Here is a 15,166-nt window from a genome sequence, read left to right as displayed (position 1 = left end):
CTACAACAGGCCCAAATCGCGCAGTTCAGCCTGCATATCTTCTGGTAAGTCTTCGCCCACTTGAGCAGTCCCATCCAAATCTTTTGGTACATCACTGTCCTGAAAATAGCGCCAGCCCTGAAAGGCTTTTTGTGCTTTTAGTTCCGTGCGGATCAATTCGGGCTTAAGCGTGATCAAGCAATACTTACGCCCTTCCTCATCCATATCGGTTTCAAAGCCGATGATTTCTTGGCGTACACGAAACTGCCCCTTAATCACCCAGTAAAGCGACCCACCATCCAGTAGTTCCTCCTGCCGTTTTGGCGTATTACGGGTATAGGTAAAGAGACGGCCATAATCTTGCAGCTTGCGTGCCTGAATGGATTCCAGCTCTTCAATATCTTCAACACGGGCAGCCAATTTGCGAATGTGAACCGTCATACCAGCCCCACCAACAGACCAATGGCCCCACCAAAAACACCACCCCAAACAACCAGCCAACCAAGGTGCTGGCGGATCATATCTTGAACAATATCTTTCACATTTTGCGGGGTCAGGTCATCCAAGCGATTATCAATAATGGTTTCCACCTTATTGACCAGAGTGGTCGTCAGGTCCTGGCTCATGCCATCGCCCATTTCACCACTGGCGAGTTCGGTGACGATTTCTTCCAGCTTTTTATTCACCGGATCACGCAGCGGTTCCAGCGCTTTAATCCCACCAACAAGGGAGAGCATTCCGCCCAGACTCGATGAAGCAATCGCATCGGTCAGCCCATTAAATACGCGGTCATAATCCACTTTTTCAACGATAGAGCTGCTGATCCCAGAACTGTTCTGTTCAAAGAAACGTTCGATATGTTCGTGTGAGAAGAATTCTTCGATGATGAGTTTTTTAATCCCCGCCTTGAATTCATCAAAACGGTTGGGGATCACACCAGAACCATAAAGCAAAGGTACCTTTTCAAACAGCATATGGATCGCCAACCAGTTGGTTAGACTGCCGGACAAGGCAAACAAGCCAACCGTGAAAATCATTTCGCCATTTTCAGGCATGGTATAACCAATAACACAAACGCCAAAGGCAATCAGGTTGGTCAGGATAGACTTGTTCATGTGCGCTCCCCTCATCAGACGCGCACATGAAGTCCGTTTATTGTGCGCTCAACGCCAAAGATACTTTTGAGGCAGGAACACGGCCCAGCGACTGGCTGATATAGCGACCTGCCTCGCACAATGTAGCCAAATCCACGCCAGTTTCAATACCCAATCCATTCAGCATGAAGACAACATCTTCTGTTGCCACATTGCCCGAGGCCCCCTTGGCATAAGGACAGCCGCCCAGCCCCGCCACAGACGAATCAAACACATGAATACCCAATTCCAGTGCCGCATAGATATTGGCAAGGGCCTGACCGTAGGTATCATGGAAGTGACCTGCCAGCTTGCCAATCGGCACGGTTTGCGACACCGCAGCAATCATTTCAGCAACCTTGGCCGGGGTCCCCACCCCAATGGTGTCGCCCAATGAAATCTCATAACAGCCCATGTCATAAAGGCGCGTAGAAACTTCAGCAACTTTTTCTGGTGCAATCGCCCCATCATAAGGACAGCCAACCACGCAGGAAACATAACCGCGCACCGCGATATCCTGTTCCTTTGCTGCCGCCATAATCGGTTCAAACCGTTCAATACTTTCTGCAATTGAACAGTTGATATTCTTTTGGGAAAACCCTTCTGAGGCTGCGGCAAAAATCGCGACTTCCTTAGCGCCAGCTTCCATCGCGGCCTCAAACCCTTTCATATTGGGGGTCAGAACCGGGAAAGACACGCCATCGGCCTTTTTGACTTGTGCCAGCACCTTGTCACTATCGGCCATTTGCGGCACCCATTTGGGCGATACAAAGCTTCCGGCTTCAACGGCACTCAGCCCCGCTTGGGTCAAACGATCAACCAGTTCAACCTTGGTATCGACAGAGACCAATTGCTTTTCATTTTGCAACCCGTCACGGGGGCCGACTTCGACGATTTTTACTTTTTTTGGAAAAGGCATTTTCTTTATTCTTTCGTCATCTTCGCCAATACGAAAATCTGTTGGATAAAGGCCCCCGCATTTTGCGAGGGCCACTTTATCGTCTTATTCACCCTGAAGTTTCAGCAACTCTACACCTTCTTCCAGCTGGTCACCAGCATTGAAGAAGATATCAGCCACCACACCGTCCATGGGGGCAAAGATCGTATGTTCCATTTTCATGGCTTCCAGGATCATCAGGCTATCGCCTTCTTTTACTTCCTGATCTTTTTCCACCAAAACAGAAACAACCTTACCCGGCATGGGTGATGTCAAGGAACCGGAAACCTCATCCTGACCTTCGGCTGCGGCCAGCGGGTCAAACAGTTTGAGCGCATGGGCACGACCATGAACAAGGATTTCCAGATTATCCCCATGGCGCACCACAGTTGCCTTCATGCGACGCCCGCCGAGGTCAGCGGCCAGATCGCCATTGTCATCACGCTCACCACGCACCAGAACATCACCACCGGGCAGTTCCATCACATAACCTTCATCACGGTAGTGGCATGTCACTGTAATGATATCATCGCCTTCCACGAAATAGAGTTCATGATGGTTATCATCATTCATGCGGAAACCACTTGTGGAATGCCATGGGCTGAACGGGTCACCGGACCAATCGGCCTGTGCCTGTGCTTCTTCATCACGGGTGATAAACACATCCAGACAGGCCAATGCCAAAGCATCATCGGTGATATGTTCACGTTTAGGGAAGAGGTCATTTTCATGTTTGGCAATAAAGCCCGTATCCACATCAAAATTCACAAAAGCCGGATGGGCCGCCAGTGTGGCAAGGAACTCAATATTGGTTGTCAGACCGACCACCTGATATTCGTTCAAGGCTTTGCGCAGGTGACGCAAAGCGCCCTCACGTGTATCAGCCCAAACGATCAGTTTTGAAATCATCGGATCATAATGAATGGAGACTTCATCACCTTCGCGCACACCTGTATCCACACGAACATGGGCGCTTTCTTGCGGTGGACGCAGGTGGGTCAATGTCCCTGTTGCCGGCAAGAAATCATTATCCGGGTCTTCGGCATAAACACGCACTTCAATGGCATGACCGCTGATGGACAGGTCATCCTGTTTTTGTGGCAAGGTTTGACCCGCAGCCACACGCAGTTGCCATTCCACCAGATCTTCGCCCGTGATCATTTCTGTCACCGGGTGTTCCACCTGCAAGCGGGTGTTCATTTCCATGAAATAGAAAGACCCGTCTTCATCCAACAGGAATTCAACCGTGCCTGCGCCTTCATAGCCAATGGCACGCGCGGCATTACAGGCTGCTTTCCCCATACGGGCACGCAGGTCGTTCTGCATCAGGGGGGCAGGCGCTTCTTCAAAGACTTTTTGGTGGCGGCGCTGAACGGAACAATCGCGTTCAAACAGGTAAACCACATTGTCATGTTGATCGGCAAAGACCTGAATTTCCACGTGGCGTGGCTTGGTCAGATATTTTTCAACCAGCATATGGTCATCGCCAAAGCCCTTGATTGCTTCGCGCTTGGCTGCTTCATAAGCATCTTCAATCTCTTCGGCTTTCCAGACAATGCGCATGCCCTTACCGCCACCACCAGCAGCAGCTTTCAAGATCACCGGATAGCCCATTTTATCGGCTTCATTCTTCATGAACTCGATAGACTGTTCATCCCCGTGATAGCCCGGTACCAATGGCACATCGGCTTTTTCCATGATCTTTTTGGCTTCGGATTTGGACCCCATAGCCTCAATTGCGCCAACTGGCGGACCAATAAAGGTAATGTCATTTTCAGCCAGGGCACGGCAGAAGGCCGCGTTTTCAGACAGGAAGCCATAGCCTGGATGGACGGCTTGCGCCCCAGACTGTTTGCAGACTTCAATGATCTTGTCGTAACAGAGGTAACTTTCAGCCGCAGCCGCGCCCCCAATATGATAAGCCTCATCCGCCATGGCCACATGCATGGCCCCGGCATCGGCATCTGAATATACAGCCACCGTTTTCACACCCATACGGCGCGCAGTTTTAATCACACGGCAAGCAATCTCACCACGGTTGGCAATCAGGATTTTCGTAAACATTCTTATTCCCCCACCCAAGCAGGTTTTCTTTTTTCAAGGAAGGCACCCAGGCCCTCTTTTCCTTCAACACTCGCACGCTGTGTGGCAATGCGCTTGGCCGTATCTTTAATCACTGTCTCATCGACCGGACGGTTATAAACAGCAAAGATCAGGTCTTTACAGGCCGCAACTGAGGCCGGGCCATTGCCCATCATGGCTTCGATCAGGCTTTCAACCGCACCGTCCAGCTCATCAACGCCGACGACCTCATGCAGCAAGCCAAAACGCAAGGCTTCATCGGCCTTAAACCGTTCTGCTGTCAGCATGTAGCGACGACTGGCACGTTGCCCCATGGCGTTCACCACATAGGGTGAAATCACCGCCGGGATCAGGCCAAGCTTGACTTCTGACAGGCAGAAGCTGGCTTTTTCTGTCCCCACCGCCATATCACAGGCCGCGACCAAACCGACACCGCCGCCAAAGGCAGCGCCCTGAACTTTCGCAATGGTCGGTTTTTTCAGGAAATTCAGCGTTTCCAGCAAACCGCCCAAGCCCATGGCATCCTCAACATTTTCTTCATAAGAATAACCAGCCATACGCTTCATCCAGTTCAGGTCTGCACCTGCACTGAAGCTTTTGCCTTCTGCCGCCAGCACAACCACACGCACCGCTTCGTTAGCTTCCAGCTCTTTAAGCTTGGCCGTTAAATCTGCGATCATCGCATCATCAAAGGCATTGTGCATGTCGCCACGGGTCATGGTCAAAGTTGCCACACCGCGCGCATCAATCTCAATTTTTGAAGTATCCGTCATGATCGCCCCTTACATACGGAAGACGCCGAAGTTTGTCGGCTCAATCTGTTTATTAAGGGACGCTGACAGGCTGAGGCCCAGCATCATGCGTGTATTGACCGGATCAAAAATACCGTCATCCCACAAACGGGCAGAGGCATAGAACGGGTGACCTTCTTCTTCGTATTTTTCCAAAATAGGCTGCTTAAAGGCGGCTTCTTCTTCGGCAGACCACTCTTCACCTTTGCGTTCCATCCCATCACGTTTGATGGTGGCAAGTACGCCCGCAGCTTGTTCCCCACCCATCACAGAGATACGGGAGTTCGGCCACATGAACATGAAGTTTGGATCATAACCACGACCACACATGGCGTAGTTACCCGCGCCGAAGGAACCCGCAATTACACAGGTGATTTTCGGAACGTTGGCACAAGCCGTTGCCGTTACCATCTTGGCACCATGTTTGGCGATGCCTTCGGCTTCATACTTACGACCAACCATAAAGCCCGTGATATTTTGCAAATAGAGCAGCGGAATGCCACGTTGGGCGCAAAGCTCAATAAAGTGAGCGCCTTTTTGCGCAGATTCTGAGAACAAAATACCGTTGTTCGCTACAATCCCAACTGGATAGCCATAAAGGTGGGCAAAACCTGTCACCAATGTTGTGCCGTACAGCGCCTTAAATTCATCAAAGCGTGACCCATCCACAATACGGGCAATGACTTCGCGTACATCAAACGGCTTTTTCGGGTCAGCCGGAATGATGCCATAGAGTTCTTCTGCGGGATAAAGGGGATCAACAGGTTCGCGGATATCCAAATTCGGGTTCTTCACACGGTTGAGGTTACGCACCACCTGACGCGCCAAGGCCAACGCATGACCATCATCTTGGGCGTAGTGATCAGCCACGCCAGATGTTTTACAGTGAACATCTGCCCCACCAAGGTCTTCGGCAGAAACCACTTCACCCGTGGCTGCTTTTACCAGCGGTGGGCCACCGAGGAAGATGGTGCCCTGTTCTTTAACAATGATGCTCTCATCAGACATGGCCGGTACATAAGCCCCACCTGCCGTACAAGACCCATGAACCACCGCGACCTGCGGAATATTCTGACCCGACATTGTCGCTTGGTTATAAAAGATGCGACCAAAATGGTCACGGTCTGGGAAAACTTCATCTTGGCGCGGCAGGTTTGCCCCACCGGATTCAACCAGATACACACAAGGTAGATTGTTTTTCTTGGCAATCTCTTGCGCACGTAAGTGCTTTTTCACCGTGATGGGATAATAAGAGCCCCCCTTTACGGTCGGATCGTTGGCAACCACCATACATTCCTGACCTTCAATACGGCCAATCCCGGTGATGATCCCGCCTGCGGCAATGGTACCATCTTCTGGGTACATTTCCCAGCCAGCCAGCTGTGAGAGTTCCAGAAACGGTGACCCCACATCCAGCAGACGACGGATACGTTCACGTACCAGTAATTTACCACGGCGAATATGACGCTCATTCGCTGTCGTACCACCGCCTTGTTTTACCGTTTTGATGACATCTTTAAGCTCGTCGACCTGCTTTTGCATGGCCTCGGCATTGGTCTTGAAATCATCAGACCGGGTGTTGATTGAACTTTTAAGGACAGACATTAATTATCCCCACTTCCCATTTTTGAGCCAGTCACGAACCATAGCCAAGCGGTCCCATCCCCAGAAGTCTTCACCGTCTACACGGATGAAGGGGGAACCGAACACACCAGACTCAATAGCTTTCTGGCCTTCTTCAATTAATCTCGCTTTAACTTCAGGCGTTTGTACCGCCTGTAAGAACTCATCTCTCTCAATGCCACATTCTGCAGCGATATCTGCTGTCGCCTCCAACTCCCACAAGGGGCGACCTTCGGCAAAATAGGCTTTGTAAGCAGCCTTGGCAAAAGTCACGGCCAGCTCGTCCTGACCTTGATCTTTCAACCAGTAAAACCCACGCGGTGCCGCCAGAATGGCTGCCGGGAATTTTTCAGGCAGTTTCCACGCGGTGCCCGTATAGGCACTCATACGTTCCCAGTCATGCACACAATAGGGACCTTTCAGCGGTACATTCATCAGCGGCATGGATTGCGTGGCTTTAAAAGCCGAGCCGAGCATGAAAGGTTTCCAGACCACCTCACGACCAAATTCCTGCCCAATCGCGTCAATTTCCTGGGCAGAAAAATAGCCATAGGGGCTACCAAATTCGAAATAGAATTCAATTGGATTTGCCATGCGTTTTCTCCCAACTACACCTGTAGAAACGGCATTTTCTTTCCAGTTAACACCCTGAAAAGCGTTTTATGAAGTAAAGAAATGTTAAATCTTTTTCCCTTACTTCACAAATAGTTACAGACCTAGTAGATGGTCAAATTAACCGTTTAGAACCGCACGGGAGATAACAATTTTCTGTACCTCACTTGTGCCTTCATAAATTTGGCAAATTCGAACATCACGATAGTATTTTTCCACCGGGAATTCCGATGAATAGCCATAGCCACCAAAAACCTGAATGGCATCAGAACAGACTTTTTCCGCCATCTCAGAAGCAAAGACTTTCGCCATGGAAGCCTCGGCCAAACAGGGCTGATCTGCATCTTTCAAGCTCGCAGCATGCATCACCATTTGGCGTGCAGCATGCACTTGGGTCGCCATATCGGCTAATTTAAAGGCAATCGCCTGATGTTCGCAGATCGGTTTGCCAAAAGCTTCACGTTCTTTGGCATATTCAACAGCCGCATCCAGTGCCCCACGTGCCATACCGACACATTGGGACGCAATACCGATGCGACCACTTTCCAGGCCGGACAGGGCAATCTTGTAACCCATACCTTCTTCACCCAACAAATTGGCTGCCGGGATACGCATATCTTCAAACACGATCTGTGCCGTGTCAGATGCCTTTTGCCCCATCTTATGTTCGAGGCTAGAGACGATATAACCGGGTGTATCTGTCGGCACGATGAAGGCAGAAATGCCCTTGGCACCTTTATCCGGATCAGTTACGGCAAACGCGATGAGCGTATCGCCAATTTTCCCGGACGTGATAAATTGCTTGGTGCCGTTCAGGATATACTCATCCCCATCACGCTTGGCACGACACTTCAATGCAGAGGCATCTGAACCGGTATGAGGCTCAGTTAAAGCAAAACATCCAAGTTTGTCACCAGCCGCCATTGGGGCCAGAAACTTGTCTTTTTGCGCGCTCGTTCCAAACTTTAAGATTGGCCCATAACCCACTGAATTATGGACAGAAAGCACCGTACTTAAACCACCATCTCCAGCAGCAATTTCTTCAAGTGCCAGTGCAAGACCGACATAACCAATCTCGGACCCGCCATACTCAGCCGGGGCAACCATCCCCATCAAACCAAGCTCTGCCATCTCGGCAAAAATCTCTTTGGGGAAGGCCTCATTGGCCTCCCACTCACGAGCGTTTGGGGTGATGCGATCACGGGCGAAATTACGCACCATGTCACGAATTAGGATTTGCTCTTCATTCAGAATCATTTTGTTGACTCTATTTTTCAATTATCAGGACTGACGATTATTCGACACGTTCAAAGGCCATGGCGGTTGCTTCACCACCTCCGATGCAGAGCGAAGCCACACCGTTTTTCTTGCCGTATTTTTCAAGCGCGTTAAGCAATGTCACGATGATACGCGCACCACTTGCCCCAATCGGATGACCCAATGCACAGGCCCCACCATGGACATTGACCTTATCTGCATCCAGTTCCAGATCACGCATGGCCGCCATGGTCACAACTGCAAAGGCTTCGTTGATTTCCCACAGGTCCACATCGTCCTTTGTCCACCCTACTTGGTCGAGCAGCTCTTTCATGGCGAACACAGGGGCTGTGGTGAACAGGTTTGGCTCTTGCGCATAGGTCGTATGGCCCATGATACGTGCCAGTGGTTTCAGGCCACGCTTTTCCGCTTCGCTTTCACGCATAAGAACAAGCGCTGCTGCCCCATCGGAAATAGAAGAAGAGTTCGCTGCTGTCACCGTGCCATCTTTGGCAAAGGCCGGACGCAGGGACGGGATTTTATCTGGGCGTGCATTGCCCGGCTGCTCATCCGTATCAATAACCGTTTCGCCCTTGCGTGTTTTCAACGTTACCGGCGTGATCTCGCTTTTGAACGTGCCATCTTCAATAGCAGCATTGGCACGAGAGAGTGAACGGATGGCAAAATTATCCTGCTCTTCACGGGTGAACTGATAAGACTGTGCACATTCTTCGGCAAAGGTACCCATCAGACGTCCTTTATCATAGGCATCTTCCAGACCATCCAGGAACATATGGTCTTTGACCTCACCATGGCCCAGACGCATACCGCCACGCGCTTTTTCCAACAAGTAAGGCGCATTGGTCATGCTCTCCATACCACCGGAAACCATCACATCATTAATGCCCGCCTTGATCAGGTCATGGGCCAGCATGGTCGCTTTCATACCGGACCCACACATTTTATTAATGGTCGTACAACCTGTTTTCAGTTCCAGACCGCCACCAAGGGCAGCTTGGCGTGCTGGGGCCTGACCTTGGCCTGCGCCCAACACGTTACCGAAAATCACTTCACCCACATCCTCAGCCTTAAGGCCAGAACGTTCTACAGCTGCCTTGATGGCTTCCCCACCAAGCTGTGAGGCTGTCAGACCAGAGAAATCACCCTGCATGCCGCCCATAGGTGTGCGTGCAGAACCGACAATTACGATAGGATCATTGTTTGACATAATAAATGTAACCTCTTTATCGCTTTTACTTCGTCTCGTTGAACAGCTCACGCCCGATCAGCATGCGGCGAATTTCAGATGTACCTGCGCCAATCTCATAAAGCTTGGCATCACGCAGCAGACGACCTGTCGGATATTCATTAATGTAGCCATTACCACCAAGGATTTGAATAGCATCCAGTGCCATTTGTGTGGCTTTTTCCGCAGAATAAAGGATCACGCCAGCAGCATCTTTACGGGTTGTTTCCCCGCGAGAACACGCCCCACCAACCGCATAGACATAAGCACGACATGCATTCATGGTGGAATACATATCAGCGACTTTACCTTGAATAAGCTGGAATTCACCGATGGACTGACCGAACTGTTTGCGCTCATGGATATAGGGGACCACGACGTCCATGCACGCCATCATAATACCAGTCGGCCCACCAGCGAGAACCGCACGTTCATAGTCCAGACCGGACATGAGAACGCGAACACCTTTGTTCAATTCACCAAGGATATTTTCTTCCGGCACTTCGCAGTCTTCAAAGACCAGCTCACAGGTGTTGGACCCACGCATGCCGAGCTTGTCGAGTTTTTGTGCCGTTGAGAAACCTTTAAAACCTTTTTCAATGATGAAAGCCGTGATGCCTTTCGGGCCAGCATCCAGATCCGTTTTGGCATAGACCACCAAAGTGTCTGCATCTGGGCCATTGGTGATCCACATTTTATTACCGTTCAGGATATAGCGATCACCCTTTTTCTCTGCCTTCAAACGCATGGACACAACGTCAGAACCAGAACCCGGCTCAGACATGGCAAGTGCGCCGATATGATCACCAGAGATCAGTTTCGGCAGATATTTCTGTTTCTGCTCGTCATTACCATTGCGGCGAATTTGGTTCACACACAGGTTGGAATGCGCCCCATAAGACAGGGCGATGGAAGCAGATGCACGGCTGATTTCTTCCATGGCGATGATATGTTCCAGATAGCCAAGACCAGAGCCGCCATATTCTTCTTCAACCGTAATGCCGAGCAAACCCAGTTCACCAAAACGTTTCCATAAATGGTTCGGAAAAGCGTTTTCAACATCCGTTTTTTCCGCAATCGGTGCGATTTCTTCCTGTGCAAAGGCACTCACGGTATCGCGGATCATGTCCGCTGTTTCACCAAGGTTAAAGTTCAAAGACGGATATTCAACGAAACTCATATCTCTTTTCCATTTCCCAAAAAGGTTAAATTGACCTGTTTTAAATTCTCCCTAAAGCGTATTTAACGTTTACGTAAACGTCAACTTATAAATTATAAAAAAATGCGATGCCCCTAAACCCTAGGAAACATCGCATTTTTTAAATTACCCTCATCCGGTCAAACCAGATTAAACTGCCCCCGCTGTTCTCTATAAAGCAGGAATCTAAGCTTCTTTTCTGAAACTATTAGGCAGAACAAAAGCAATCACCATGAAGACAACCCCCAGTGCAATACCAATCATTTCACCGGGCATCGCTTCAAACAGGCTGCCATATTTAGATCCATCAACAGCACCAAGCGTCACTTTCCCGCCCAATACCTTATCAAGAAGACCTGTCGCCTTAATCTGGGAATAGGTCGCCATATAGGCCCCAGCCCCCACAAGACCACCCAGCACAAAGAAGATCGCATCTTTGCGCCCCGTTGCCATAGCTGCCAAGCCAGTCCCAGGACAATAACCAGCTGCCGCAAACCCAAGACCAAGCAAAATACCGCCAACAAATACGCCTATATAAGCTGTCTTAACAGACATATGGGCAACATCAATAAGCCCCACCATCAAGCCACCAAACATCAACACAGATGAAAACCCAATGCCAAGCAAGATTGTCTTCATCAAGTGTAGCTTGCTCAAACGCAGCATATGAATGATGTTATTTGGGTTGGTTGCCCCAATGCGGTCCAGTACAAAACCAAACGCCCCGCCGATCACAATCGCAAGAATAATCTTTTCCATCAGCTACGCTCCTGCTTTTTAAACATCATAATGGCAAGTGGGATTCCTGCTGCAAAAGCCCCAAGGGCAAAAATATAACCAGACACTGCGGTTTGCATCATGCCGCTCATCATATGGCCGCTGGTGCATCCCCCCGCCAAACGCGCACCATAAAGAACGAGAAAGCCCGCAACAAAGGCCATGACATAACGTTTCATCGGGTCATCCCCGAAATTGGCCCGCCATACATCAGGCATGCATTTTTCTTCTGTTTTTACACCACCTCGTAAAAAAGCAGACAGTCCCGCCCCCACAATCATGGCAACGACGAAAATAAAGCTGTAATTCACCGGGTTGGATACATTCTTGGCATATTTGCCACCACTTTTATTCAAATACGCGTTTTCACTGGCATAGCCACTTTTGCTTTCTGTAGATTCCACCACGACAGAATTATCAACAGCATCCCACAAGATACCATCAAAAATGACAAACTGGGTTGAAACCCCAATGGGCTTAACCAATACGACCGCCATTAAAAAAACGAAGCCAAGCAACAGGCCACCTTTTTTCCAACAGAGCATTTTCTTCTCCAAAATAATTAGTTTTAACTAATATAAAAAAGAGAAGATCATATAAGCAAGCGTTAATTTAATTGTTTTGAAATTTAAGCCGATACCGCCATCAAAGTCTGGATTGCGGTGGCACATTGGGTTTCGATCCCATCTTTCACCCCATAGACATCAATATGGGTGACAGTCAGGGTACGACCGGATTTAACAACACGGCCCACCCCTTTCAAATAATCCCCAGCCCCCGGTGAAATAATATTGAGCTTATATTCCACCGTCAGCATAGCCTGACCTTCTTCCACCAATGTATAGCCCGCAAAACCACCAGACACATCAGCCAGTGAGCCAATCACTCCACCATGAAAATAACCATGATGCTGGTCCAATTCTTCCTTAAACGGGATATGTAATTCACAAAAACCGGGACGGACATCAACCAGCTCAGTCCCAAGATGTTTCATAAAGCCTTGTCGTTCAAACGCAGCCTGCACAATTTCAATATAGTTTTGCGAACGCGGCTGAAAGTTCATTATTCTTTCTCCTCATTGCGCGGCAACATCATCAGCAACAGGCAAATAGGCTTGTGCTGTTTGCAGAATATCTTCAGGAAAATCACAGGCGCGTCGGGCTTTTTGATCCATATGCACCCCGAAAAGTTCACAGTCAGCTATGGCATCCCCGGTGACCGCATTGCGCATTTGATGGTGAATTTTAAATTTCTTGCCTGCCAGCATCACCAATTCTGAATAAACCTCAACACAATCACCGGGCAAAAGTTCTTTCTTATAGGTTACATGGTGGTCCACAGCTGCCACGCCGCCCTGGCGTTCGGTAAAATACGCTTTATTAATGCCTAAAACCGCAAGAAAGCTCCAGGCTGCATCATCAAATTTAGCCATATAGTTACGGACATTTAAATGCCCCATATGGTCACATTCCCACTGCTGCACCGTACTGCGATGTGTCAGGATTGTCTTTTGAGTTTGGGTCATGATGCACCTCGTGATTTTAAATGACGAGGCTATTATATTTACGTTTACGTAAACGTCAACTTATAAACTACATTTAATCTGAACATCATTACCTATACGCGACACGCTCTAGAAATAAGTTTTCAGACTTTTTTGGACTTCAGTCTTTGAACACACTTATTTTCAAGATCACTTAGTTCTTCCAACATTGTGTTGATATCATGCTGCTGACTGACCAATGCATCTCGGCGTCCCTGAATACGGTCAATCAGCACTTCAAGCTGTGTCACCTCAGAACGGTCCGTATCATAGAGATCAATCAATTCCTGAATTTCAGACAAGGCAAAGCCAATCCGTTTTCCCCGCATAATCAAACGCAGACGCACGCGATCACGTGGCGAATAAATCCGACGCTGGCCTTCACGCTCAGGAGAGATCAACCCCTTGTCTTCGTAAAAACGGATGGTACGGGTGGTAACATCGAATTCCTTCGATAATTCCGTGATACTGTATGTTTTTGATTTTTCTTCAGTCATAACAAAAGCGATATTATTTTACCTTTACGTAAACGTAAAGAACTTTCTTTCCCCAACGTCAATTCGTCAGAGCTATAACAGGAAACCTGCTGCCAGTCCAAGAAAAGCAAAAAAACCGACCACATCTGTCACCGTTGTCAAAAAGACAGAAGAAGATACCGCCGGGTCTGCCCCAAAACGATCCAGTGCCACCGGGATCAAAGCCCCGGCCAAGCCCGCCACAATCATATTGACCACCATGGCCGCAGCAATCACCCCAGCCAACGCCGTATCGCCAAACCACAGCCAGGTACATAGGCCAACCAGCAGGGCAAAGATCACCCCGTTCACCCCGCCAACGGCGACTTCTTTCCCCACAACCCGAAGGGCATTGGCTGGCGTCAATTCCTTCATGGCAATGGCACGCACAGCAATCGTCAAGGTTTGCGTCCCCGCATTGCCGCCCATGGAAGCCACAATCGGCATCAACACAGCCAAAGCCACCAACTGCTCAATCGTTGAACTAAACATGCCAATGACAAGGGAGGCTAAAATCGCCGTTCCCAAATTAACCACCAGCCACCAGACCCGTGATTTTGCCGCATCCAGAGCAGAGCTATAAAACTCATCTTGCGTCACGCCGCCCATGCGCATGATATCTTCTTCGTGTTCTTCATCAATAACGTCAACAACGTCATCCACATGAATAACCCCAAGCAGGCGGGAATCCCCATCCACAACCGGGGCGGAAACGAGGTCACGATCCCTAAAGATAAAAGCAACTTCTTCCTGATCGGTTTCCACCGGGATGGTGGTCAACTGTTCTTCCATTAAGCCATCCACACGCACGGGACGCTTGTTACGCAACAGCTGGCTTAGCGGGATTGTGCCTAATGGCTGTTGCTTGGGATCAACAATAAAAATTTCATAGAAATCTTCCGGCAAGTCCACATCACTGCGCAAATAATCCAGCGTATCGCCCACTGTCCAAAAGGCGGGGACAGTGACCAAGTCACGCTGCATCATACGCCCGGCGGAATCTTCCGGGAAAGACAGCCCTTCTAGAATAACACTACGTTCCCCATGGGGCAGTGCTTCCAGAACTTCTTTTTGGTCTTCTTCGTCGAGCTCTTCAATAACGGCCAAGGCATCGTCATCTTCCATCTCGACAATCGCAAGTGCAACGGCATTTGCACCGACTTCGTCAACCACCTCTTCCAGAATATCTTCGTCCAGTTCAGACCAGACTTCAGGTTCAAGGTCCGTACCCACTGTTTTTAAAACAGCAGAACGATCATCAGGTTTCAGCTGCTGTACGACATCGGCTGCATCAGCATAATGAAGGTCGTCAAAGAGTTCTTTAATGGCGTCGTGATTGTCTGAACGCAAGTGGTCGCGAACCTGATTAACATGTTCACCACCGAAACCGAATGCATCGCCTTCCTCAATATCGACCTGAGGGCGACCATCAGCGATCTCGTCTTCCACTTGCTGTTCAGGCAATTCACTCAC

At 49.3% G+C, this 15,166-nt stretch carries 16 protein-coding genes; all 16 read right to left on the bottom strand.

Annotated elements, in window-relative coordinates; genetic code table 11:
* The 16 genes from E4K71_RS05575 to mgtE all read right to left on the bottom strand — a co-directional run bounded on the left by E4K71_RS05575 (position 1) and on the right by mgtE (position 15,166).
* Complete coding sequence (locus E4K71_RS05575; protein ID WP_135077565.1) at positions 1 to 420, bottom strand: DUF1489 domain-containing protein; 420 nt, start codon at positions 418 to 420, stop codon at positions 1 to 3.
* Positions 417 to 1,094: a DUF445 domain-containing protein gene (locus E4K71_RS05570; RefSeq protein ID WP_135077563.1), complete on the bottom strand. Its 678-nt coding sequence runs from the start codon at positions 1,092 to 1,094 to the stop codon at positions 417 to 419. The genes E4K71_RS05575 and E4K71_RS05570 overlap by 4 nt, the downstream gene beginning before the upstream one ends.
* Positions 1,095 to 1,131: 37 nt before the next feature.
* Entirely contained in the window at positions 1,132 to 2,031 is a 900-nt protein-coding gene (locus tag E4K71_RS05565; protein ID WP_135077561.1) for a hydroxymethylglutaryl-CoA lyase, read from the bottom strand.
* A gap of 84 nt (positions 2,032 to 2,115) precedes the next feature.
* Entirely contained in the window at positions 2,116 to 4,113 is a 1,998-nt protein-coding gene (locus E4K71_RS05560; RefSeq protein ID WP_135077559.1) for an acetyl/propionyl/methylcrotonyl-CoA carboxylase subunit alpha, read from the bottom strand.
* 2 nt (positions 4,114 to 4,115) lie between these two features.
* On the bottom strand, positions 4,116 to 4,904 hold the full coding sequence (locus E4K71_RS05555; protein ID WP_135077557.1) for an enoyl-CoA hydratase/isomerase family protein: 789 nt from the start codon (positions 4,902 to 4,904) through the stop codon (positions 4,116 to 4,118).
* Between the two features lie 9 nt (positions 4,905 to 4,913).
* On the bottom strand, positions 4,914 to 6,527 hold the full coding sequence (locus E4K71_RS05550) for a carboxyl transferase domain-containing protein (protein WP_135077555.1): 1,614 nt from the start codon (positions 6,525 to 6,527) through the stop codon (positions 4,914 to 4,916).
* A gap of 3 nt (positions 6,528 to 6,530) precedes the next feature.
* Complete coding sequence (locus E4K71_RS05545) at positions 6,531 to 7,139, bottom strand: 2-hydroxychromene-2-carboxylate isomerase (RefSeq protein WP_135077553.1); 609 nt, start codon at positions 7,137 to 7,139, stop codon at positions 6,531 to 6,533.
* A 138-nt stretch (positions 7,140 to 7,277) separates the two neighbouring features.
* Positions 7,278 to 8,414, bottom strand: a complete 1,137-nt coding sequence (locus E4K71_RS05540) for an acyl-CoA dehydrogenase family protein (RefSeq protein ID WP_135077551.1) — start codon at positions 8,412 to 8,414, stop codon at positions 7,278 to 7,280.
* A gap of 37 nt (positions 8,415 to 8,451) precedes the next feature.
* The gene (locus E4K71_RS05535) at positions 8,452 to 9,642 is read right to left on the bottom strand and encodes an acetyl-CoA C-acyltransferase (RefSeq protein WP_135077549.1); all 1,191 of its coding nucleotides are present in this window, start codon (positions 9,640 to 9,642) and stop codon (positions 8,452 to 8,454) included.
* A gap of 25 nt (positions 9,643 to 9,667) precedes the next feature.
* Positions 9,668 to 10,840 (bottom strand): isovaleryl-CoA dehydrogenase, encoded by a 1,173-nt coding sequence (locus E4K71_RS05530; RefSeq protein ID WP_135077547.1) that lies wholly within the window; start codon positions 10,838 to 10,840, stop codon positions 9,668 to 9,670.
* 204 nt (positions 10,841 to 11,044) lie between these two features.
* Positions 11,045 to 11,617 carry a YeeE/YedE thiosulfate transporter family protein gene (locus E4K71_RS05525; RefSeq protein ID WP_135077545.1) on the bottom strand — a complete coding sequence of 191 codons (573 nt, stop codon included), beginning with the start codon at positions 11,615 to 11,617 and terminating at the stop codon, positions 11,045 to 11,047.
* A complete protein-coding gene (locus tag E4K71_RS05520) occupies positions 11,617 to 12,180 on the bottom strand; it encodes a YeeE/YedE thiosulfate transporter family protein (RefSeq protein ID WP_135077543.1) in 564 nt (187 codons plus the stop codon). Before E4K71_RS05520 ends, E4K71_RS05525 begins: the two co-directional genes overlap by 1 nt.
* 83 nt (positions 12,181 to 12,263) lie before the next feature.
* Positions 12,264 to 12,698 (bottom strand): PaaI family thioesterase, encoded by a 435-nt coding sequence (locus E4K71_RS05515; RefSeq protein ID WP_135077541.1) that lies wholly within the window; start codon positions 12,696 to 12,698, stop codon positions 12,264 to 12,266.
* Positions 12,699 to 12,710: 12 nt separating this feature from the next.
* Entirely contained in the window at positions 12,711 to 13,160 is a 450-nt protein-coding gene (locus E4K71_RS05510; protein ID WP_135077539.1) for a thioesterase family protein, read from the bottom strand.
* 122 nt (positions 13,161 to 13,282) lie between these two features.
* Complete coding sequence (locus E4K71_RS05505; protein WP_135077537.1) at positions 13,283 to 13,675, bottom strand: MerR family DNA-binding transcriptional regulator; 393 nt, start codon at positions 13,673 to 13,675, stop codon at positions 13,283 to 13,285.
* 72 nt (positions 13,676 to 13,747) lie between these two features.
* Positions 13,748 to 15,166, bottom strand: coding sequence for a magnesium transporter (mgtE, locus tag E4K71_RS05500; protein ID WP_135077535.1), 1,419 nt, complete (start codon positions 15,164 to 15,166; stop codon positions 13,748 to 13,750).

Source organism: Terasakiella sp. SH-1, assembly GCF_004564135.1.
Lineage (GTDB): Bacteria > Pseudomonadota > Alphaproteobacteria > Rhodospirillales > Terasakiellaceae > Terasakiella.
This window is presented reverse-complemented; position numbering and strand designations above follow the sequence as displayed.

Bases quoted from the DNA above. Each gene is read 5' to 3' on its own strand.
- E4K71_RS05505 (WP_135077537.1), bottom strand. From the start codon at position 13,675: ATGACTGAAGAAAAATCAAAAACATACAGTATCACGGAATTATCGAAG.
- E4K71_RS05525 (WP_135077545.1), bottom strand. From the start codon at position 11,617: ATGGAAAAGATTATTCTTGCGATTGTGATCGGCGGGGCGTTTGGTTTT.
- E4K71_RS05530 (WP_135077547.1), bottom strand. From the start codon at position 10,840: ATGAGTTTCGTTGAATATCCGTCTTTGAACTTTAACCTTGGTGAAACA.
- E4K71_RS05515 (WP_135077541.1), bottom strand. From the start codon at position 12,698: ATGAACTTTCAGCCGCGTTCGCAAAACTATATTGAAATTGTGCAGGCT.
- E4K71_RS05555 (WP_135077557.1), bottom strand. From the start codon at position 4,904: ATGACGGATACTTCAAAAATTGAGATTGATGCGCGCGGTGTGGCAACT.
- E4K71_RS05560 (WP_135077559.1), bottom strand. From the start codon at position 4,113: ATGTTTACGAAAATCCTGATTGCCAACCGTGGTGAGATTGCTTGCCGT.
- E4K71_RS05565 (WP_135077561.1), bottom strand. From the start codon at position 2,031: ATGCCTTTTCCAAAAAAAGTAAAAATCGTCGAAGTCGGCCCCCGTGAC.
- E4K71_RS05570 (WP_135077563.1), bottom strand. From the start codon at position 1,094: ATGAACAAGTCTATCCTGACCAACCTGATTGCCTTTGGCGTTTGTGTT.
- E4K71_RS05510 (WP_135077539.1), bottom strand. From the start codon at position 13,160: ATGACCCAAACTCAAAAGACAATCCTGACACATCGCAGTACGGTGCAG.
- E4K71_RS05545 (WP_135077553.1), bottom strand. From the start codon at position 7,139: ATGGCAAATCCAATTGAATTCTATTTCGAATTTGGTAGCCCCTATGGC.
- E4K71_RS05550 (WP_135077555.1), bottom strand. From the start codon at position 6,527: ATGTCTGTCCTTAAAAGTTCAATCAACACCCGGTCTGATGATTTCAAG.
- E4K71_RS05535 (WP_135077549.1), bottom strand. From the start codon at position 9,642: ATGTCAAACAATGATCCTATCGTAATTGTCGGTTCTGCACGCACACCT.
- E4K71_RS05540 (WP_135077551.1), bottom strand. From the start codon at position 8,414: ATGATTCTGAATGAAGAGCAAATCCTAATTCGTGACATGGTGCGTAAT.
- E4K71_RS05520 (WP_135077543.1), bottom strand. From the start codon at position 12,180: ATGCTCTGTTGGAAAAAAGGTGGCCTGTTGCTTGGCTTCGTTTTTTTA.
- E4K71_RS05575 (WP_135077565.1), bottom strand. From the start codon at position 420: ATGACGGTTCACATTCGCAAATTGGCTGCCCGTGTTGAAGATATTGAA.